Annotated in this window: 13 protein-coding genes, 2 tRNA genes and 1 pseudogene; 1 reads left to right on the forward strand and 15 read right to left on the reverse strand. The window is 50.2% G+C overall.

Annotation, left to right across the window (positions count from 1 at the left end; genetic code table 11):
* Positions 1–325 precede the first annotated feature (325 nt).
* The 7 genes and pseudogenes from DW817_RS07045 to dnaG form a co-directional block, all read right to left on the reverse strand.
* A complete protein-coding gene (locus DW817_RS07045; protein WP_120111814.1) occupies positions 326–1504 on the reverse strand; it encodes a M20 family metallopeptidase in 1179 nt (392 codons plus the stop codon).
* A gap of 3 nt (positions 1505–1507) precedes the next feature.
* Positions 1508–2677, reverse strand: coding sequence for a M20 family metallopeptidase (locus DW817_RS07050; RefSeq protein ID WP_120111817.1), 1170 nt, complete (start codon positions 2675–2677; stop codon positions 1508–1510).
* A 75-nt stretch (positions 2678–2752) separates the two neighbouring features.
* A complete protein-coding gene (locus DW817_RS07055; RefSeq protein ID WP_243634089.1) occupies positions 2753–4288 on the reverse strand; it encodes an AbgT family transporter in 1536 nt (511 codons plus the stop codon).
* A 453-nt stretch (positions 4289–4741) separates the two neighbouring features.
* Positions 4742–4816 (reverse strand) — tRNA-Ile (locus tag DW817_RS07060).
* Between the two features lie 45 nt (positions 4817–4861).
* Positions 4862–6049, reverse strand: a complete 1188-nt coding sequence (gene rpoD, locus DW817_RS10990; RefSeq protein WP_369751267.1) for an RNA polymerase sigma factor RpoD — start codon at positions 6047–6049, stop codon at positions 4862–4864.
* Positions 6050–6103: 54 nt separating this feature from the next.
* Positions 6104–6610 (reverse strand): annotated as a pseudogene (locus DW817_RS11080) (RNA polymerase sigma factor region1.1 domain-containing protein); the annotation flags it as partial.
* Positions 6611–6652: 42 nt separating this feature from the next.
* Complete coding sequence (gene dnaG / locus DW817_RS07070) at positions 6653–8470, reverse strand: DNA primase (RefSeq protein WP_009015394.1); 1818 nt, start codon at positions 8468–8470, stop codon at positions 6653–6655.
* Between the two features lie 236 nt (positions 8471–8706).
* Here dnaG and DW817_RS07075 point away from each other — a divergent pair, with 236 nt between their 5' ends.
* Positions 8707–9192: an LptA/OstA family protein gene (locus tag DW817_RS07075; RefSeq protein ID WP_009015395.1), complete on the forward strand. Its 486-nt coding sequence runs from the start codon at positions 8707–8709 to the stop codon at positions 9190–9192.
* A 43-nt stretch (positions 9193–9235) separates the two neighbouring features.
* On the opposite strand, the gene DW817_RS07080 is transcribed toward DW817_RS07075, so the two are convergent.
* From DW817_RS07080 to DW817_RS07120, 8 genes are all read right to left on the reverse strand, one after another.
* Positions 9236–10084: a pyruvate, water dikinase regulatory protein gene (locus DW817_RS07080; protein WP_009015396.1), complete on the reverse strand. Its 849-nt coding sequence runs from the start codon at positions 10082–10084 to the stop codon at positions 9236–9238.
* Entirely contained in the window at positions 10050–10712 is a 663-nt protein-coding gene (locus tag DW817_RS07085) for a helix-turn-helix transcriptional regulator (RefSeq protein ID WP_009015397.1), read from the reverse strand. The genes DW817_RS07080 and DW817_RS07085 overlap by 35 nt, the downstream gene beginning before the upstream one ends.
* Positions 10713–10843: 131 nt before the next feature.
* Entirely contained in the window at positions 10844–13234 is a 2391-nt protein-coding gene (gene ppsA, locus DW817_RS07090; protein WP_120111824.1) for a phosphoenolpyruvate synthase, read from the reverse strand.
* A gap of 202 nt (positions 13235–13436) precedes the next feature.
* Entirely contained in the window at positions 13437–14768 is a 1332-nt protein-coding gene (locus DW817_RS10875; RefSeq protein ID WP_120111827.1) for a YjiH family protein, read from the reverse strand.
* A gap of 1407 nt (positions 14769–16175) precedes the next feature.
* On the reverse strand, positions 16176–16733 hold the full coding sequence (locus DW817_RS07105; protein ID WP_120111834.1) for a flavin reductase family protein: 558 nt from the start codon (positions 16731–16733) through the stop codon (positions 16176–16178).
* 147 nt (positions 16734–16880) lie between these two features.
* The gene (locus tag DW817_RS07110; RefSeq protein WP_243634090.1) at positions 16881–18062 is read right to left on the reverse strand and encodes a M48 family metallopeptidase; all 1182 of its coding nucleotides are present in this window, start codon (positions 18060–18062) and stop codon (positions 16881–16883) included.
* 89 nt (positions 18063–18151) lie between these two features.
* Positions 18152–19138: an iron ABC transporter permease gene (locus DW817_RS07115; RefSeq protein ID WP_120111841.1), complete on the reverse strand. Its 987-nt coding sequence runs from the start codon at positions 19136–19138 to the stop codon at positions 18152–18154.
* Between the two features lie 77 nt (positions 19139–19215).
* Positions 19216–19290 (reverse strand) — tRNA-Glu (locus tag DW817_RS07120).
* Positions 19291–20002: the final 712 nt, after the last annotated feature.

A 20002-nucleotide genomic window follows, 5' to 3' on the forward strand; every position in this document is an offset into this window, starting at 1 on the left:
TTTCTTCAAAACCGTGTATGCATTTGGAGCTTGGTGTGAATTGAAAGACCTAATCCTTGCTTCATTCGGGTCTGCGTGGTTAATTATGCATGCTGAGTGGACAAAATCCCCTCTCCCTCTATTTTTTCTCGGAGTAGAAATAAAAGGGGAGCCCGACGTCTCCCTCCGAGCGACTAGCGAGGAACATTTTTCGACGGGCCAAAACCGCTAATCGCAAGACTCCTGTCGCAGCGATTTGATTCACGGACCGTGTTAAAAAACAATTCACCGCCCTCCCGTAGAGCGGTTTAGCGCTGCCCTTGCGGCTTTTATAGTCCCTTAGTTATTATTTCCCAGCCAAATAATGGAGGGCAAAATATGCGTACACACCAGCTCCATAGGGCAGGGAGTCCTCGTCAACACAAAAATCCGGATGATGATGAGGATAAACAGAGCCCTTTGCTTCATTGCGGGTCCCCAAGAAGCCAAAAACGCCGGCGGTCTTTGCCATGTAGACGGAAAAATCCTCTGCACCCATCTGTTTTCGCATGGGAACAAGGGCATCGCCCCCCAGCATATAGCGATAAGCCGCCCGGCCGATTTCATTGAGCTCGTGATGACTGTTATCGAGGGGATCAGGGCCAAAGAAATAGGTCAAATCTGCCGTACAACCATAGGCTTTGACAAGATTCTTTGAAAGGTTCTCAATGAGACCGGGGATCTTTTTGCGGAAGTCGTTAACAAGAGCCCTCGTAGTCCCCACAAGTACCGTTTTATCAGCAATGATGTTGCTTTGGGTCCCCCCATTCATCATTCCTACAGTAAGGACAAAGGTATTCTTCGGATCATTGACACGGCTTACAAGGGTCTGAAGGCCCATGACAGTGGCTGCTGCAGCGACGATGGTATCATGGCCATTTTGCGGTGCGCTCCCATGCGCGGCCTTTCCATGGATCGTAATGGTAAAACGGTCACTGGACGCCATGCGGGGACCGTCTTCGAGATTGGCAGTCCCAACGGGAAGGAGTGCCCAAATATGCTGACCAAAAATGGCGTCCACATCATCCAAGGCGCCCGCTTCTACATAATGGCGCGATTCGGTGCCGATTTCCTCTCCCATCTGGAAAAGCAGTTTGACGGTACCACAGATTTCTTCCCGCCGCTCTACAAGGAGACGGGCGGCACCGAGGAGCATGGCCATATGGGCATCGTGTCCGCAGGCATGCATGACCCCAGGGTTCTGCGAAGCATAGTCCCTTCCGTTCGCATGTTCCGTAATGGGGAGCGCATCAATATCAGCGCGGAGCATAACTGTCTTTCCAGATTGTTTGCCCCGGATGATGCCCACACAGCCCGTCATTCCGGAGAAAGTTTGCACTTCAACGCCAATAGTCTCCAAGGCTTCTTTGATGTGCGCCGTCGTTCCCAGTTCGTGACAGCCCAGTTCCGGATGGCTATGGAAATAACGGCGTTCCTTGATGATATAGTCCTTCAAGGCAAGGGCGTCTTTTTTCAGTTCATCCATAAGTCAGCCTTCCTTTCCCAATACATTCAGTGCAAAACCGGCATAAATTCCAGCCCCGCGAGGAAGGACCGCATCATCAATACGGAACGTATTGCTGTGAAGTGGGGACTTATCGGTGTCTGTACCCGTCCCCAAATAGGCGATTACGCTGGGAACTTCATCCATGATAAAAGCAAAGTCTTCAGACGCCATCATGGCCGGCATAGTGACAAGGGCTTCCTCACCCCAGAGGGAAACAGCAGCTTTGGAAGCTGCGTCGAGGAGCGCTGGATCATCATTGCTGCACAGTGGTTCGTGGGTGACAACGTCCATCTTTGCATGGCAGTCCATGGCTTCCGCCGTGCCTTGTGCCAAGGCTTCCAACTTTTTGGGAATCCCTTCAAAAAGGTCACGGTCATAAGTCCGGATGGTGCCTTCCAGTTTCACCTCGTCACAGATGATATTGAACTGTTTTCCAGCCTCCACCTTTCCGATTGTCACAACAAGGGGATTCAAGGGATCGCTGATCCGACTCACAAGGGTTTGGATATCCATGATCACTGCGCTTGCGGCCACGATTGCATCGTGACCGAGATGAGGCGTTGATCCATGAGCCGAAGTTCCCGTAATGGTCAGGTTAAAGTTGGTGCAGGACGTGGAGCGGAGACCTGCATCAAGAGAGATGGTTCCAAGAGGCAGTCCAGGCTGCACATGGATTGCAAAAGCCGCATCGACATCCTTTAAGATGCCGTTTTTAATGTAAAAGGGCGCCCCATTACCCGATTCCTCAGCCGACTGAAAAAGGAGCTTCACGGTCCCCAAAAAATTTTTAGACTCCTCTTTAAGTACCTTTGCTGCGCCAAGAAGCATCGCCGTATGGGCATCATGACCGCAGGCATGCATAACACCTATATTTTGGGAAGCAAAGGATACGCCGCTTGCTTCTTTTATGGGAAGGGCATCAATATCGGCCCGCAAAAGAACGGTCTTGCCCTGTGCTTTGCCGGCAATGGTCCCGACTAGACCATAATAGGAGGGATAGCGCATCACAGAAATTCCCATGCTTTCCAGTCTTTTAGCAATATATTCCGTCGTTTTTGCTTCTTTAAAGGAAAGTTCTGGATGCTCGTGAAGTTCATGTCTGTCTCTTGTGAGCGTTTCTGAAAGCTCACAGATTGCCTTACGTAAATCCATATAATCACCTTTTTCTTAACGTTTATAAACAGCCAAAGAGGGTCCTGCCAAAATCGGCAGGACCATTGCTTCAACTCAATGAGAAAGGAGAATAGGACCGCCAGGGCCAAGAGGAATATTGAAGATGACCCAAATGGCGATGAGGACAATCCAGCTAATAGCAAAGAACAGGGAATAAGGGATCATATTGGCGATGATGGTTCCCATGCCTGCATCCTTTTGATACTTCCGGACAAAGCCAAGGATTAAAGGGAAGTAGTAAAAGAGCGGAGAAAGGGGGTTCGTAATGGAATCCCCAATACGATAGGCCGCCTGGGTTAGAGCAGGATCGTAGCCTAAGAGCATCATCATGGGCACCATGACTGGGGCCAAGATTGCCCATTTTGCTGAAGCAGAACCAATGAAAATGTTGACAATACAGGACACAATAATAAGACCGATGATAAGCGGAACACCCGTAAAGTTCCAAGTCTTCAAAAGATTTGCCCCATTGATAGCAAGGACTACGCCAAGATTCGACCAAGCAAAGAACTTCGTAAACTGTGCACAGAAGAAGCAAAGTAAAATGTAAGATGATACATCTTTGAAGCCCATGGAGATATCGGCGAACATATCCTTATCATTCTTGTATTTCCCGCTGGCAAAGCCAAAGACAGCACCAGGAACGAAAAGAACCAACGTAACCATGAGGATGATGCCCGTCATGAAAGGCGATTTAGGGTCAAGGACGGAATGAGTCTTTGGGTTTCCTAAAATCGGATCCTCACCGACGCACATGAGGCCAATGACGATAATCGTAAGGAGCGCACCAATACAGGCTTTTTTGACAGCTGACACCTTTCCCGGCGTGATGTTTGTCAGATCCTTATCAAGTTCGTACTGACTCAGATCTTCCCCAGCAAAGCGGGGAATCATGAAACGCTCCGTTACAAAAGTTCCAACTAGACTAAGAACAATACAGGATGCAACCATGAAATAATAGTTGATGGCAGGAGAAGCTTGATAATTTGGATCGATGAGACGAGCGGCCGCTTCCGTAAAGCCATACGCCAAGGAATCAGACATACCGAGCATCATGTTAGCACAAAAGCCAGCAGCAACACTAGCAAAAGCGCAGAATACACCAACCAAGGGATTCCTTCCCAAACTAAGGAACACAACACCCGCTACAGGCGGCAGGACAACAAAAGCAGAGTCGCCGGCCACATTGCCATTAATTCCAATAAAAATAATGGCAAAGGTAACAACAGCCGGAGCGGCTTTGCCAAGGGCTACCTGCATAAAGGTGGCCAAAAAGCCACTTCGTTCAGCAAGGCCTGCGCCGATGACACAGACAAGAACCATGGCCAAGGGTGCAAAACTTGCAAAGTTATTGACAGCTTGGCTCCAAATCATCCGGAAGCCATCAAGAGTCATAAGATTGAGGACCTTGATGGTTTTTCCCGTACCAGGGTGAACGGCAGAAGCTCCCATACTTCCAAAGATGGCCGATAGGACCAAGGTAATAAGTGCGAGGATAATAAAAAGAGAGGCTGGATCGGGAAGGGCATTTCCAACAGTTTCTACAAAGTTAAGAAACCGATCCATAAATGTCTTTTTCTTTGTTTCCATAGTCATTCTTCCTTTCTTTATGTGGATTAAATACAGGCGACTAAAAAATACTCCCCCTTTCTTTATGTTGAAGCATCGGGAACTGGTAAGCATACGGATCCAGATTCGGTAAAAATCGGGTATCCCTTTATTTCCCGCATGTAATTAACGTTAAGTTTTTTAATATTCGAGACAACTCGAATATTACTCCTTTTATTCGCCTTTATTGTTTTAGTTTTACCACATTCGTCATGGCTTGTAAATTCATTCACCATCTAACTGCTAATTTGGATGCAAACTGTAATAATTGAAAAACTTTTATTGATTTTGTTTAGTAAATTCATGTAAAAATTCATCACGAATGCTGATTTCATTGCATGCAAAAACACCCTCCCGAGGGAAGGTGTTTGGATAAATAATTATGTATAAAACAAACCCCCTGTCCAAAGACAGAGGGTTCGCATAGAGTGAAGTTGGTGGGCCCACTAGGATTCGAACCTAGGACCAACCGGTTATGAGCCGGGGGCTCTACCGCTGAGCTATAGGCCCAATGTAGGAATTATACCCCAGAAAAAGATGCGCTGTCAACGTTTCTTACTCGAGGAATTCCTTGAGGGGTTTGCTCCGTTTCGGACTTCTCAGCTTGCGCAGGGCCTTGGCTTCGATCTGACGAATCCGTTCACGGGTCACACCAAAGTACTGACCGACTTCTTCGAGGGTACGCGTACGTCCATCGAGAAGACCAAAGCGCAATTCGAGGACACGCCGTTCGCGGGGGCTCAAATGCTCCTGAAGGACTTTTCCCAGCTGTTCCTGAAGCAATGTATAGGAAGCGGCTTCTGCTGGTGAGGGAGCTTCTTGATCCTCAATGAAGTCTCCCAGATGGGAATCTTCTTCTTCGCCAATCGGCGTTTCAAGGGAAACCGGTTCCTGGGCGATCTTCTGGATTTCCCGGACCCGTTCAACAGGCACATCCATTTCCTGGGCGATTTCTTCCGGAGTCGGTTCACGGCCCAGTTCCTGCAGGAGCTGGCGGGAAACGCGAACCAGTTTATTGATGGTTTCAACCATATGTACAGGAATACGAATTGTACGGGCCTGGTCAGCGATGGCACGGGTAATGGCCTGACGGATCCACCAAGTAGCATAGGTACTGAACTTGAATCCCTTATTATAGTCAAATTTTTCAACAGCCTTAATGAGGCCCAGGTTGCCCTCTTGGATCAAATCAAGGAAAAGCATGCCACGGCCTACATACCGTTTGGCAATGGAGACAACAAGCCGCAGGTTGGCTTCCGAAAGAGCCTTCTTCGCTTTTTCACCGCACATAGCGGCCCGATGCAGGACACGGTTAAAACGCTTACGGTCCTCTTCAAGACGGATGCTCAGTGATTCGTCCGGTTTTGTTTCAACTTTTTCAGAAACAGCGGCAAACAGATCATAGAGCTCAGGCAGATAGGACTTGTCGTCAACTTCCTCATCTCCGCTGCCAGTCTTGGGCGAACGGGTCAGATGATACCCTTTTTCAAGAAGCAACCGCTGCAGGCGCTTGCGTTCATCTACGGTAAAGGCCGGGCTGTAGGCTTCAATAGCCGCTTCATCAAGGCTTGGATTATCCTGCGTTTCCGCTAGGATAAAGCGATAAACGATGGATACAGTCCTGCTGTCACACCAAATTTCCTCTTCCTTGAGGTATTGCTCGATCGTATCGAGGAGCTTTGCCGCGCTCAGGCGCTTATTGACAGGTTCCCGTTCAACTTCCGGGGACTGACCGTCCAAAATGACGGCGGCCTGATTGCCTTTATCGGTCCGTTTAGCCAGCTTGATTTCATCATTTCCTGAAAGCAGGGGCACGCGGCCGATTTCCTTAAGATACATACGGACAGGATCATCGACGATGACCCCTTCTGGGACAGACAGGTTGGACAGTTCCGACTCTTCAATGGTCAGTTCCTCATCGTCCATGTTTTCCGGTTCTTCCTCTTCGGCATGGTCATCAACAACTTCGATATTCTTTTCTGCCAGTTTTGAATAAATTTCATCCATTTCATCAACGGAAATGGAATCTGTATTCTGCATGCGATCCTGGATTTCCTTATAAGTGAGAACGCCTGAATTCTTTTTTGCCAAGGCTTCGAATTCAGTAATCCACTCAGCGGTGGTCTTTTGCGGTGCTGCATCTTTCTTGGGAGCAGCTTTCTTACCACTGGTCTTTGTTTTAGCCGTGGCTGATTTAGCGGACGATTTAGCCGCCGTCTTCTTCTTTGCAGCCGGTTTCTTTTCGGTTTCTTTGGTTTCCTTCACCTTTTTAGTTTCCAGCTCCTTTATTTTTTGATCAGTCATTTGAGCGTTCCCTCCTTCCCCTCATCATCAAAAGTACTGCGGTCACCGGGTGGGTACCGCACTTCTTAAATTTCGTATCTCCATTCTTATTCGTCGGCATTCCTGTAATTCCTCTAAAAATTTTTCATTACCTTCTTTTTCATAGCGCTGGGCCAGTTCACTGTGCCGTTCATATTCTTTTTCAAGCGTTGCTGTCTGCAGCCGGAAAAGACAGTCCCGGAGCACTTCTGGGAGCGTTTCTTGAGGGATTGACGAAGCAAGGATGGTCGATAGTTCCGCGGCTCCTTCTTCATTTACATCCTCAAAAAGGTCCCGTCCATCATGAAAAGTGCCGGCTCCCTTGCGAGCACAATAAGAGGTAAAGATGGCCCGTCTTGCAGCGGTTGAAAACGCATCCGTATGAGCAAAACCTGCCTGATCAGGATCGATTTCCAAGCCCATGAGAAGTGCATAGAGCACGCCCCGCTCAGCCTGTTGGGTCGGGCTTTTGATTGCAACCTTCTTTTGCAGCAGCCATTCGGGATTGAAGGGGCGTCCGCTCCCATTGGGGCGGACAAGCTTTTGGTACTCACTCCGGATTTCACCCTCATCAAGGACAAGGCGCCTTGAAAGATCGCGGATACGTTCACCCACTTCCACATCAGAGCGGCAGTCCTTGAAAAAGGGCAGGATTTCCGAAACGGCCCCCACCTTTCCTGAAAGAGTCGTTACATCGCTTCGGGAGAGCACCGTGTCGACTTCGTAATCAATGCCGCCCTTGGCCTGGTCCAAGAGGGAAAGGAAGGCTTCCTGCCCGTCCTTGCGGATGAATTCATCGGGGTCCTTGCCGTCTGTAACGTGCATGACGCGGCATTCAAGGCCCACGGCAAGGGCAATGGGAATGGACCGCATGGCTGCATTGCGTCCGGCGTTATCGCTGTCAAAGCAGAAGATGACTTCCGGTGTGACGCGCTTTAGAAGCTTCGCCTGATATTCCGTAAAGGCCGTTCCCATGGACGCCACAGCCCAAGTGATACCTGCCGCATGGAGACTGATGGCATCCATATGGCCTTCGACAATGAGTGCCTGGCGCCGCTTCCTGATGCTTGGAAGCGCCCGGTCCATCCCAAAGAGCAGGCGTCCTTTATGGAACCAGCTTGTCTCCGGTGTATTCATGTATTTGGCCGGCGAAGCCTCCTTGCGCAGGATGCGGCCCGTAAAGCCAACGACTTTCCCCCGAGGGTTCTTGATGGGGATCATGATCCGCTCACGGAATTTGTCATAGATCCGACCGGAATCGGACTGGCCTATAAGCCCGGCCTTAAGGAGCGTCTTTTCAGGGATTCCTCTCTTTTCAAGGGCCTTATGAAAGGTCTGGGCATCCGGTGGAGCAAGCCCCAACTCAAAGGACTCGACAATATCCATACCAATGCCGCGGCTGGCAAGATATGTCAATCCTTCCTTTCCGTATTGAGTCTTTGTCAGGCACGCATGGAAGAACCGGGCTGCCAGCTCATTGGTCCCGACGATTTCTTTTTCCTCCTGCTCCCGACGGATTTCCTCAGCCGTCTTTTCAGGTTCCGGAATGGGAATTCCGTACTTATTGGCTAGGATCCGTTCCGCCTCAACAAAGGAAACGTGGTCCCGCTTCATGACGAAGGTGAAGACATCACCGCCGGCGCCGCAGCCAAAGCAGTGAAAAAAGCCCTTTTCTGGATTCACGGTAAAAGAAGGCGTTTTTTCCGAGTGGAAAGGGCAGCATCCCCAGAAACGGCGGCCTTTTTTCTTGAGGTCCACCGTTTCGGAAACAACGCTCACAATATCAGCGGCCTGACGGACCTGTTCCTTGAAGCTCTCATATTTTTCCTTGAGATCTCCCATACCGTCACCGCCTTTCCTAAAAAAGTCCCTTGTCTATCATAAAAATAAGGGAAAACCTCCGCAGACGCCTTCCCTCAATTTTCCTTCGCTATTTATCTTATTCTACACAAGTGACGAATTTCCTTTTTTATAATGAAATTTTCTTCAAGATAGCGTATAATTAAGTGTTATTTTTTATGGAAGAATCGTGGAAAAGCCATTTTTCTGCTGGACTTTTTCTTGAGGAGGCGTCGCCGATGCTGAAAAAAATTTTCTTATGCTGTTGTCTTCTTATGACTTTTCTTTCTGCTCCTTTGGCGTCAGCAGCACCAGAAATTACGTATGATCATCAGGAATTTGATCCTGATACGCTGACTTACCGTCTTTCCGGCCATGTCGCCGTAAAAACAGGGAACCGCACCATTACGGCTGACCGAGCTGAAGTTTCGCTTCTTACCAACGAAGTACGGGCTTGGGGAAACATCAGCCTCGTCGATGGAGACATTACCTTTCGGGGAACATCCACCATCGTCCGGCATAGTGATCATTCGGCCGAGGTAGAAGGCCCCGTCATCTTTGAAGAGGGAGATGCGGACATCCGGGCCCAGCAGGGGCGTTTTGACTGGGAGACGAAACTTGCCACCTTTACGGGAGATGCGGTCTACGTAAATCATAAGACCGGGGATCGCGTTGAAAAGGACACGCTTACCTATAATGTGAAGACGAAGAAAATCGTGCAGTAAATCGAAAAACCGGGGAAAAGCCTGAACGCTTTTCCCCAGTTTTTTAATATTCAAAATCAAAGTTTTTGCGCAGATACTCCAAAATGAGACTTGCCGTTTCTTCAATGGCCCGATTCGAAACATTGATGATCATACAGTGGAGCCGCTGCATAATGGCTCGCGCATAATCGAGTTCCTCTTCAATACGACGCAGGTCCGCATAGTTTGCTGTATCCCCAAGCCCCATCGCCTTAAGACGGGCAATACGGATCTCATTGAGCTTGTGTGGATCGATGAGAAGACCAATGATGCGGTTATTCGGGACCTTGAAAAGTTCCTCAGGCGGCGGAATCTCCGGCACAAGGGGAACGTTGGCCACTTTGAGCTGCTTATTGGCAAGATACATGGAAAGGGGCGTCTTCGAAGTACGGGATACCCCAATGATGACAAGGTCCGCTTTCGTAAGGCCCCAAGGATTTTTCCCGTCATCATACTTGATGGCAAATTCCACGGCGGCAACGCGTTTGAAATATTCATGATCCAAGGCATGGATGAGGCCAGGCTGATTTTTTGGTGTAAGCCCGCTGGTCTTTTCAATGGCCGTCAGGACCGGCCCCAAGATATCAACGGCAGTCACATTCAGTTCCTGGGTCTTGCGGGCGACTTCGGCCCTGATTTCCGGAGATACGATGGTATAGCAGATAACCGCATTGGATTCCTTTGCTTCTTGGACAATCTTATCAATCTGTTCAATGCTGTTGACATAGGGCACACGGATGATATCAAACTTTTCCTGCACAAACTGGCTCGTTGTAGCACGGACAACCGATTCACTGGTCTCCCCAATGGAGTCGGAAATGGCATAGATGATGGGTTGATTAGCTATGATAGGTCCCTCCCTTTCCTTCGGCAAGTTCTGCCAGAAGTCTCGTCATATTGGTCTTGGAGACGCGTCCGACGAGTTTCCATTTGCCCTTTTTTTCGTCAAAAGGAAGAACTACGGGCAAGCAGTCCACTTCCCTTTCGATAAGACGTCTAGCCGCCGCAGCAGCTGGTTCATGGGGCTTAGAAAGGACAATCTTGGATAGTCCTGTCATGACCATTGCAAGGGGCAGATTATGTAGGTCCGCGCCTTGGCTGAGCGACGCCTTAAGAAGATCCTTACGGGAAATGACCCCAAAAAGGCATCCCTTTCCATCCACAACAAAGAGGGTTCCTACATCTTCCAAAAACATGGTGACGACAGCATCATAGGCACTTTTGCTGGCACTGACGACAATGGGGACACTCATGATATCCTCAATTGTAATGGAAGACAATTCCTCCACCAGCATACCCAAGGTGCTTTTCCCCGTGTAGAAATAACCAACGCGAGGCCGGGCATCAAGAATCCCGCCCATGGTGAGGATGGCAAGGTCACTGCGCAGGGCGGCCCGCGTAAGACCTAGTTCTCCGGCAATTTCCGTTCCCGTAATGGGGCCGCTCCGGCGAACAATCTCGGCAATTTTTTTCTGTCTATCACTTAGTGGAATGGGATTCACCCCCTTTCTTCCACATTACGAAAAAAGCGTACCTAATTTTCGTGCATCCGTCAAGAACATTTCCCTGCATTCTTCCCTCTTGCAGGAAAAGGCTGCTGCCGCACGGCAGCAGCCTTTCCTGCAGGGGACTATTACCAAGCCAGTTCTTCGTCGTTCTTATTGCGACCGCGGCCCGTCAGTTTATCAAGGATGATCCGCTGCTCGACCTGGGCCACCATCTTTTTCGTGAATTTCACAGCGTCAGGGTTGACAGACATACTATCAATGCCGCTTTCCACAAGGAATTCGGCAAATTCCGGATAGACGCTGGCAGCCTGCCCACAGAGGGAGACCGTCTTGCCATCCCGGTGGGCCACTTCGATAAGGTGGCGTACCGCGCGGCGTACAGCCAGATTGCGTTCATCAAAAAGGTGGGAAATGACATCGTTGTCACGGTCACAGCCCAACGTCAGCATCGTAAGGTCGTTGGAACCGATGGAATAGCCGTCGACATATTGATTAAATTTGTCGGCAAGGATGATATTTGCCGGGATTTCCGCCATGAGCCAGACCTTGAAGTCCGGTCCGCGATGGAGTCCTTCTTCTTCCATGATGGATACGACCTTGGCACATTCGTCCACGGTGCGGCAGAAAGGAATCATGACGTTGAGGTTCTTGAGGCCGTATTCTTCACGAACCTTGCGGACCGCCTGGACTTCCAGACGAAAAGCAGCCGTGTATTTCGGATCGTAGTAACGGGAAGCCCCTCTCCAGCCAAGGAGGGCACTCGGTTCATGGGGTTCAAATTCTTCCCCACCCTTAAGGTCGCGGTATTCGCTGGACTTGAAATCGCTGAAGCGCAGGGTAACAGGGCGCGGAGCCATGGCCTGAGCCACCTTGCGGAACCCTTCGGCAAGGGCTTCGACAACCTTTTCCGGATGACCCGTCTTCAGAAGATAAAGCGGATGTTCATGGATATAGGTCGTCCAGATGAATTCCTCACGCATGAGGCCAATGCCGTCGCAGGGCAGGCTGGCGTATTTATCGGCAAGGGACGGATCACCCAAATTCATGTAGATCTTGGTTCCCGTTACAGGGAAGGTTTCCGCAACAGCAGCAGCTTGCGCCGGCGCGGCGGCAGCTTCCGCCTTCTTTACCTGAAGGTTGCCTGCAAAAACAACGCCGTTTGACGCATCGACCGTGATTTCTTCGCCGCCTTTGAGGACTTCCGTAGCCGCTTCACCGCGGGATTTGGTGCCAACGATGCAGGGGATACCCAGTTCGCGGCTGACAATGGAAGCATGGCAGGTCATGCCGCCACTGTCCGTGACAATGGCCTGTGCCTTTTTCATGGCAGGCACCCAGTCCGGAGCCGTCATTTCCGTAACGAGGATTTCTCCATCCTTGAATTCGTCAATATCCTTCGGGTCGCGGATGACATGGGCTTTGCCATAGCCCTGACCCGGGCTTGCGGGAAGGCCCTTCAAAAGAACCTTGGCCCCTTCCATGGATCCGGCCGTCTGTTCTTCTTCGGTCTTCTTTTCCTTGTTGCGACGGGACCAAACAGTTTCCGGACGAGCCTGAAGAATCCAGATCTTTCCATCCCTTTCATCAATGCCCCATTCCATATCCATATAACAGCCATAATGGGCTTCAATCTTTTTTGCGTATCCTGCAAGTTCCAGGATCTGTGCGTTTGTCAGGGTCTGTTTCCTGCGGTCTGCTTCAGGAACAGGCACTTCCATGGTATCGCCGCCGGGCTTGCGGATGAGCATCTTATCCTGTTCATTGACCGATACTGAAATGAGCTTCATTTCGTCTTTGGAAACGACGTAGCTGTCCGGCGTTACAATGCCGCCAACCACATATTCACCAAGGCCGTAGGCCCCTTCGATCATGATGTTCTTGTCATCACCGTTAGCCACATTTACCGTGAACATAACGCCGGCGGCTTTGGAAAAGACCATCATCTGGACAACTGCAGAAAGAGCAAGGGACAGATGGTCATAACCCTGTTTTTCCCGATAGTAGACAGCGCGGTCCGTAAAGCAGGAAGCGTAACATTCCTTGACCTTGCGGATGACCTGATCGGCACCATGGACATTAAGATACGTATCCTGCTGGCCGGCAAAGCTGGCGTCAGGCAGGTCTTCAGCCGTGGCACTGGAACGAACGGCTACATAGGGTTCATCTTCATTCATCTTGTGAGCCAGCTCTTCATAGGCTCTGCGGATGGCATCCTGAAGATCCTGGGGCATTTCCTGTTCCATGATGGCTCCGCGCAGGCGCACGCAGACCGAGGAGAGAAGTTCACTATTTTCCACATCCGTCAGTTCCGCAAGGATGCTGCGCATCTTTTCGCGCAGGCCCGTCTGGTCAATGAAATACCGATAAGCATGGGCCGTCGTAGCAAAGCCATACGGCACAGGAACATCGGTCTTGGACGTCATTTCCCCAAGAGAAGAGGATTTGCCGCCGACAATGTCGACGTCTTTTCTTTCCAGTTGTTCAAACCACAGCAAATAAGCATTTGATTTATCCATGTTGGGCTCCTTTTCAGCAAAACTTGAAAACATCGTCTCAATTTAGTATACACTATATCACCATTATGACGCATATTCAACCCTCTTTTTCAGAAATCCAGAAAAGAGGCGGCAAGGCGCATACAGCCTTGTTTTTACTCAAAAAGAAGTCCCACCCCTCCCGATAGCAGAAAAGGATAGGACTTTTAATTAGTGTACACTATTAATCAGGCAGCCCCAAGAACATGGCAATGGAGATCGTGATGATGATGGAAAAGACCACCCGTTCGAACCAGATGATGACAATGTCCCGCATCTTGAGCGGAATATCCGTCCCCATGATGCAGGGGATGCTGGCCGAGAAGAAAAGGATTTCGGAAATGCTGACCACAGCGATGACGAACTTCAAAAGCATGGTCCCCGACCCCTTGATGAGAATGGCCGGCAGGAACATTTCCGGAAGGCTCAAGGCCGCTGCCTTACCGGCAAGGACCGCTTGGGACACACCGAAGAGTTTGAAGAAGGGAACGAAGAGATAGCCGAAATAATCAAAGATGGGTGTAAATTCCGCAAGGAAGAGGCCCAAGAGCCCAATGGACGTAATGGAAGGAATGACGCCAAAGGCCATCTTGAGACCGCTCATGAGGTTATCCGTGCAGAGCTTCAAAACAGGGGGCTGGGCCGCAGCCGTTTCAAGGCCGAGCTTCCAAGCCCGCTCGAGGCGGCTTCCCTCTTCTTTAGGAACAGTGGCCTTTTCGCCCGTAAAGTACGTGTCAGGAATGGCCGAAAGGGGCCAGATGCGGGCCGTAAGGGCCGTTACGATGAAAGTGACGAGCATGGAGACGAAGAAATAGGTCGTCCACAGGTCCATGAGCCCCAAGGTGCGGGCCACAACGAGGAGGAAGGTCACGGACACGGTCGAAAAACCCGTTGCAATGATGGCAGCTTCGCGGGCCGTATAGCGGCCTGAACGGTAGACACCGTTTGTGATGATAAGGGCGATGGAATAGCTCCCGACAAAGGAGGCCACGGCGTCAATGGCGGAGCGGCCCGGCGTCCGGAAGACAGGGCGCATGAAGGCATCGACGAGGACACCGATGAATTCCATGAGGCCAAAGCTTGCGAGAAACGCAAGGAAGAAGGACCCGATGGGGATGACGAGGCCGACAGGAATGGCAAGCTTATTGAAAAGGAAAGGGCCGATATCGCCGCGCCACAGCCAGGTGTTGTCCTTTATGAGGCCAAAGTAAAGGATAGTCCCGATGATGGCGCCGCAGATCTTTGCGATGGACATAAAGACGTCCATAAAGGACTTGTTCCAGGTCTTTGTGAGAAAAGGCCGAATAGCCCCGACATACATGACGCCCAGGATGAAGATGCGTACGAGGGGCATGGCGTATTTCTGGAGACTTATGACGATGAAGTCTACAGGCACACTTTTCATTGCTGGACTGATCCACTGGAGATCGAAGAAGAACATAAAAACGCCAAATAGACTGAATACGATGAACTTTGTGAGCGCGGCCTTGCGCCCATCTGCCGCTTGACCAGTCATGAAAGACACCCGCTTTCCGAATATAGATTGGTACCGTAGTAAAGTTGGTACACATTCAGTATAGTACCAAGAGGATGGAAAGGGAAATGAAAGGAAGAAAGGGCGTCATGAAGAGGAAAAGGTGTAAAAATTGGTGCAGAAGAGGGATTATATTCTTATTTTTACTCGGAGCAAAAATCGCTCCAACAATATATCGTTCCTCTCGTCTCCCCCATCAAGGAGAAAGTCTTTCAGGCGTTCCATGGCAATTCAAGGCCGACCCAAAACCGTGTCCCTGCGGGACTGGGCACGGATTAAATCACACGATAACACGGTCCCGCAACCGACAATGGAGCAAATTTGCTCCATCTACAGCGGTTTTGGACCATCATGTGATGTTCCTCGCTAGCGCTCATAAAGAAACGTCGCTGCGCTCTTCATCCACCACCGAAAGGGCACGCCTGCCTCATTATAATGAGGCAATATGCGATTTTCAGTCCCCCGCCCTGGCGGGGCGGATCGACTCTTCGAGCCGAGTTCTAAGGCAAAAGACCGCATGAGGGACGGTACGATGTATCCAGCATTGTACCTAAAGAAAAAGAATATAAAGAGAGCCTCAAACCGAATCAAAGCACGTTTTCGGGTTGAGGCTTTTTCGCTAGTCCAACAAAATTTTCTTTCTTATTTGGTCTTAAAATTTTTCGCAACATGGAATCAAAAAGTATTTTCTTCTTATCAGCACTAACTGGTTTGATCTTTTGCCTTAGAGACGGCGAATGCCGTTCCGCCTTACCAAGGCAGGAGTATCCACCAAGCAGGCTTGGTGGGGGTGGATGAAAAGGGGCAGTTTGATGTCGACGTTCTGGTCTTTCTTCTATTTACATGATTCGAATGGGGCTCAGATTGGTTCAAATGCTAGGAAAAAAGCTACAAGCTAACGACGTCGTACAACGAATGTCCCCTTTCGTTCTTTTCTTCCAATTGCTTTTTGCGAATTCAGTTCAGATGGGTCCGATTGCAAGGAGCCTCCGATTCCACCGGCGACGGCAAACCTGAGACGCCAGCAATCTGCTAGCGCAGCGACGCGGGGGCTGTTGCGCAAAGATTCTCCGAAGCGGCGCCGCCAAAAACAAATCGGCGACGCGTGAGTTTCCTTGCGGCCAGAGGCCGGTACGTTGAGGAGGTTGGGGCGCGGGCGGCAAAGTAGATGGGCCCATATGGGCCGAAGATTGCAAAAAGCTTCCGCTTTCATAAGCTGGGCGCGGGAGGTGACGACACATAGTTAGGAAAGGAAGCGCCCAGGCGTAAGCGATCCCCAAACGTGAGACGATCCATCGTACGATAGGTCATGGTCCCATTGTTACCATAGATTTTTATAAGGCAATGGGAGCACGTAACTCCATCAAATCAGCGCGATTTGTGCGCTGACTAAAATAACTTCTTCCCCTCACTAAACGCATTTCCCACCGTCTCTTCGGCGACAAGGTACTTCATGTTGGCCATATCAAAGACAAGAGGACGCAGTTTCTTTGGATCGATGTTTCCCCCGGTCAGGATGCTTTCATCAGCACTAATGCCAACAATCCGCCCTGTAAGGATTTCCGTTTCTTCGTTATAGGAAAGGACTTCGCACTCAAGCGTCATGGGCAGTTCCTCAAAGTACGGGGCGTTGACGTGAAGGGCTTTTTTCGCGTGAAAGCCGGCCTTTTCCACTTTCCGCGGTTCCTTGCTGCCGCTTACAAGACCCACATAGTCACAGGCAGCAAGCTGCTCCACTGTTCCCATGCTGACAGTAAAGGCTTTCGTCTCCAAAAGATTCTTAACCGTCTTATGCCCTTTTGCGAGGGCAAACATCATTTGGTCCATTCCGTTATGGCAGCCCCAGGCTGCGTTCATCGCATTGGGCGTCCCGTCCTTGTCATAGGTTCCGATGATAAAGACGGGCTGGGGAAGCGCAATGGGTTTAACAGCAAATTCTTTTCTCATTCATATTCCTCCTTGTTGGATGACTGTTTCTTGAAGCACTGTATTTATTTGCAAGTGCACGCATTTATATTATCATAAACTTCCCCTTCCGTCAATTCTGCCATCTAAAAAGGCCCTGTGCGTAAGCACAGGGCCTTTCACCGTCTTTTATTTTTTAGGGGCTGCTTTTTTCTGCAGCTTAAGTTCCCGAGACGCGACTTTGCTCTCCTTGCTGCTCTTGATTGCATTGAGTTTCTGAGCAAGTTCAGCCGCGCTTGGATCGCCATTTACGGAGACCATGATGGGCTGATTGCCCAAATATACGGTACTGCCTTGAGAAGAAGCGTCCTTAAGGTTTTGTTTATGCAGAAAAGCAGCGGCGAGGTTGCCCATGACAAAATAGGAGCGTTCCTTTGCGGACATATCGCCATAGGCATGAGGCGCGACAAAATCCTTTCCCCCTACTTTGACCATGCCCTTATCCGCATCGATGGTCACGTTGCCGCCGGACAGATCAGTCAGGCGCTTGGCATAATTATCGCGGCGCTGCTCATGGGTCGGATGATCAGATGGCGAGAAGATTTCACCAACAAAACTGGATTTATACGTCTTTGACCGGTCCATAACTCGCTGCCACATGGCGGCTGACGCACCCGGGTTATAATTGGAGTTAAGCAAATAGGTCAATGCCAGGTTATCAGCTTCCCATTCATCACTTTTGCCAATCTGAACATTATCAATCTGGTTCACAAGGATATTAAGGGCCAGATCCGCCATTCCGCTTCCCGCAGCGCCGCTTACGACGCCGGCTGCCACGGCCACCTGCATCTTTTTGCGCGTACTTGAGACCACATGGTTCTTCTGTCCATGCCCCATTTCATGAAGCAGGACAACGGCAATTTCATCAGGATTGCTCGTCATGGAATAAAGCCCTGTATTGACGCTCATGACATGGCCCATACTGCAGAACGCATTGAAAGATTTATCATTATTGATGAAATAAAGATAAGGTTTTTGATGGATAGTAGGATCTACAGCCCCAATGGCGCTGGTCAGCTGCCCCATCATGTCCGTAAGCTGACCATTTAAATAACCATCGTAATTGACACCATATTTTTCCTTGTACGACGAGAAAAGTTTCTGCCGTCCCTCTTCCGTGTTATTGTAGTAATTAAGGGCCTTATCAACCTGTCCATAAACCGCGACGCCCTGTACCCCAGCAAGGATGGCACCTAACACATCAGCATGGGCCCTAGGCATGGGAAGGGCTGTAAAGGAAAGACCAAGCCCCATGACACCTGCTAAGACAGCGGATGCCAGACGATTTTTCCAAACTGAACGTTCCATCATATCAACCTCCAGAAAAAGGATCATCCTGTAAGAACCAGTTTTCTTTATTGTAGCACAGGCACCGCACTTGGCATAGAGAAAAAGAAGGATCAGGCCCCTTTCTTCTGATGAAGCAGATAGAGAAAATAGGGCGAGCCCAAAAGGGCAGTTATGATTCCTGTCCGGATCTCGCTGCCGGGAAGGATCCATCGCCCCATAAGGTCACAGAACGTGAGGAATACAGCCCCAATCAGGGCGGCAAAAGGCAGGAGACGATGGTGGTCGGCCCCGCTCAAAAAACGTCCCATATGGGGAACGATGAGCCCAACAAAACCGATATTGCCGCCAAGACAAACAGCAAGGCTGGTCAAAAGGGCCGTCCAGAAAAGGATGAGCTTACGCCAAAATGCAACATCAAGTCCCAGGGCAGCTGCCTGCTCCCCACCAAGAGATAAGAGATTCAGAGGCCGCCCCCAAATAAAGACGCCGGGCAAAAGGACAAGAATCAGCCCCGCAAGAGGCCATGCCTTGAGGGAAGCCGTACCGAGGCTCCCTAAGGTCCAGAAGAAGTACTGCTGCATGATGGGCGCTGGTGCAAAGCTAAGGAGTCCTGACACAAGGGCCGCACAAAAAAAGCTCACTGCCACGCCGCCCAAAAGAAGATACGTGACGGAAGCCTTAAAGGAGCGGCGCCCCAAGAGGGCAACAAAAAAAGAGATCAAGGCTGCGCCCATAAAAGCCCCCAACGGGACCATGAGCGGTGACAGGACAGCTAGGTTCAGGATAAGGACAAGCACAGCACCCAGGGAAGCACCGCTCGAAATACCTAAAAGTCCAGGGTCTGCAAGAGGGTTGCCAAAAACTCCCTGAAGCGCGGCTCCGCTTGCTGCCAGGGCCGATCCAATGAGAGCCCCATAACAAAAGCGTGGCAGGCGAATGACGGTAAGGACCGTCTTTTCCTCGTCCGTGAGTGTGCCCATAAGAAGATGCTGGACGTTGACAGGAATCAGGCCCGTCAAAAGGCTACCCAAAAAAATCAGCCAAAGCAGGATGAAAAGGACTGCATAAACCCGTCCCAACCCTTTTTCCCGCATCATGCCCCTCCTTTCCAAGACAAAAAAAAGACGCTCCCAAGGAGCGTCTCAACTGCAGCAGAAGCTGCCTTGTTCCAAATTGGTAGCGCCAACGAGAATCGAACTCGTGATTTTGCCTTGAGAGGGCAACGTCTTAGCCGCTTGACCATGGCGCCATGACTAGCAAAACTGTTAGTACGTTGTAAGTATAGGCGCTTTTTCCCTGATTGTCAAGGAAAATCACCAGCTGGCGGGGAAAAGGGAAAAAGAAGAGAGTCTGTTTGGTCCCGCACCTTCGTGGTTTTTCTCACAACTCACCACTCATAAACTCACAGCACCTTTAAATCAGCCCCATTCCCCTCCTTTTCCCTTCGTTTATTACCTTCCATTTGCTTTTTTGTAAATTTGGCTCGGATGGGCCCAATTGCGAGGAGACCCCGGCCTCAGCGACGACGGTGGATCTGAGTCGCCAGCAATCCGCTAGCGCAGCGTCGCGGGAGCTGTTGCGTGGAGGTTCTCCGAAGCGGCGCCACCAAAAATAAATTGGCGACGCGTGAGTTTCCTTGCGGCCAGAGGCCAGTACGTTGAGGAGGTTGGGTGCGCGGGCGACAAAGTAGATGGGTCCATATGGACTGAAGATTGCAAAAAGCTTCCGTTTTGATAAGCTGGGTGCTGGAAGTGACGACACATGGTTAGGAAAGGAAGCGCCCAGGCGTAAGCTACCCCCAAACGTGGGACGGTCCATCGTACGATAGGCCATGAGGCCATTGTTTCCACAAAACCTTTTTAAAAAGTGGCCTCACACACTTCATCAAATCAGACCGATTTTTGGGCTGACTCAAAAGGGATCGACGAAGGCATATTTCGGGCGTCTTAGAAATGAGATTA

The sequence above is a fragment of the Acidaminococcus sp. AM33-14BH genome, from assembly GCF_003603525.1.
Lineage (GTDB): Bacteria > Bacillota > Negativicutes > Acidaminococcales > Acidaminococcaceae > Acidaminococcus > Acidaminococcus intestini.

Excerpts from the sequence above, each read along its gene's own strand:
- DW817_RS07045 (WP_120111814.1), bottom strand. The coding sequence starts at position 1,504 with ATGGATGAACTGAAAAAAGACGCCCTTGCCTTGAAGGACTATATCATC.
- DW817_RS07050 (WP_120111817.1), bottom strand. The coding sequence starts at position 2,677 with ATGGATTTACGTAAGGCAATCTGTGAGCTTTCAGAAACGCTCACAAGA.
- DW817_RS07055 (WP_243634089.1), bottom strand. The coding sequence starts at position 4,288 with ATGGAAACAAAGAAAAAGACATTTATGGATCGGTTTCTTAACTTTGTA.
- dnaG (WP_009015394.1), bottom strand. The coding sequence starts at position 8,470 with ATGGGAGATCTCAAGGAAAAATATGAGAGCTTCAAGGAACAGGTCCGT.
- DW817_RS07075 (WP_009015395.1), top strand. The coding sequence starts at position 8,707 with ATGCTGAAAAAAATTTTCTTATGCTGTTGTCTTCTTATGACTTTTCTT.
- ppsA (WP_120111824.1), bottom strand. The coding sequence starts at position 13,234 with ATGGATAAATCAAATGCTTATTTGCTGTGGTTTGAACAACTGGAAAGA.
- DW817_RS10875 (WP_120111827.1), bottom strand. The coding sequence starts at position 14,768 with ATGACTGGTCAAGCGGCAGATGGGCGCAAGGCCGCGCTCACAAAGTTC.
- DW817_RS07105 (WP_120111834.1), bottom strand. The coding sequence starts at position 16,733 with ATGAGAAAAGAATTTGCTGTTAAACCCATTGCGCTTCCCCAGCCCGTC.
- DW817_RS07110 (WP_243634090.1), bottom strand. The coding sequence starts at position 18,062 with ATGATGGAACGTTCAGTTTGGAAAAATCGTCTGGCATCCGCTGTCTTA.
- DW817_RS07115 (WP_120111841.1), bottom strand. The coding sequence starts at position 19,138 with ATGATGCGGGAAAAAGGGTTGGGACGGGTTTATGCAGTCCTTTTCATC.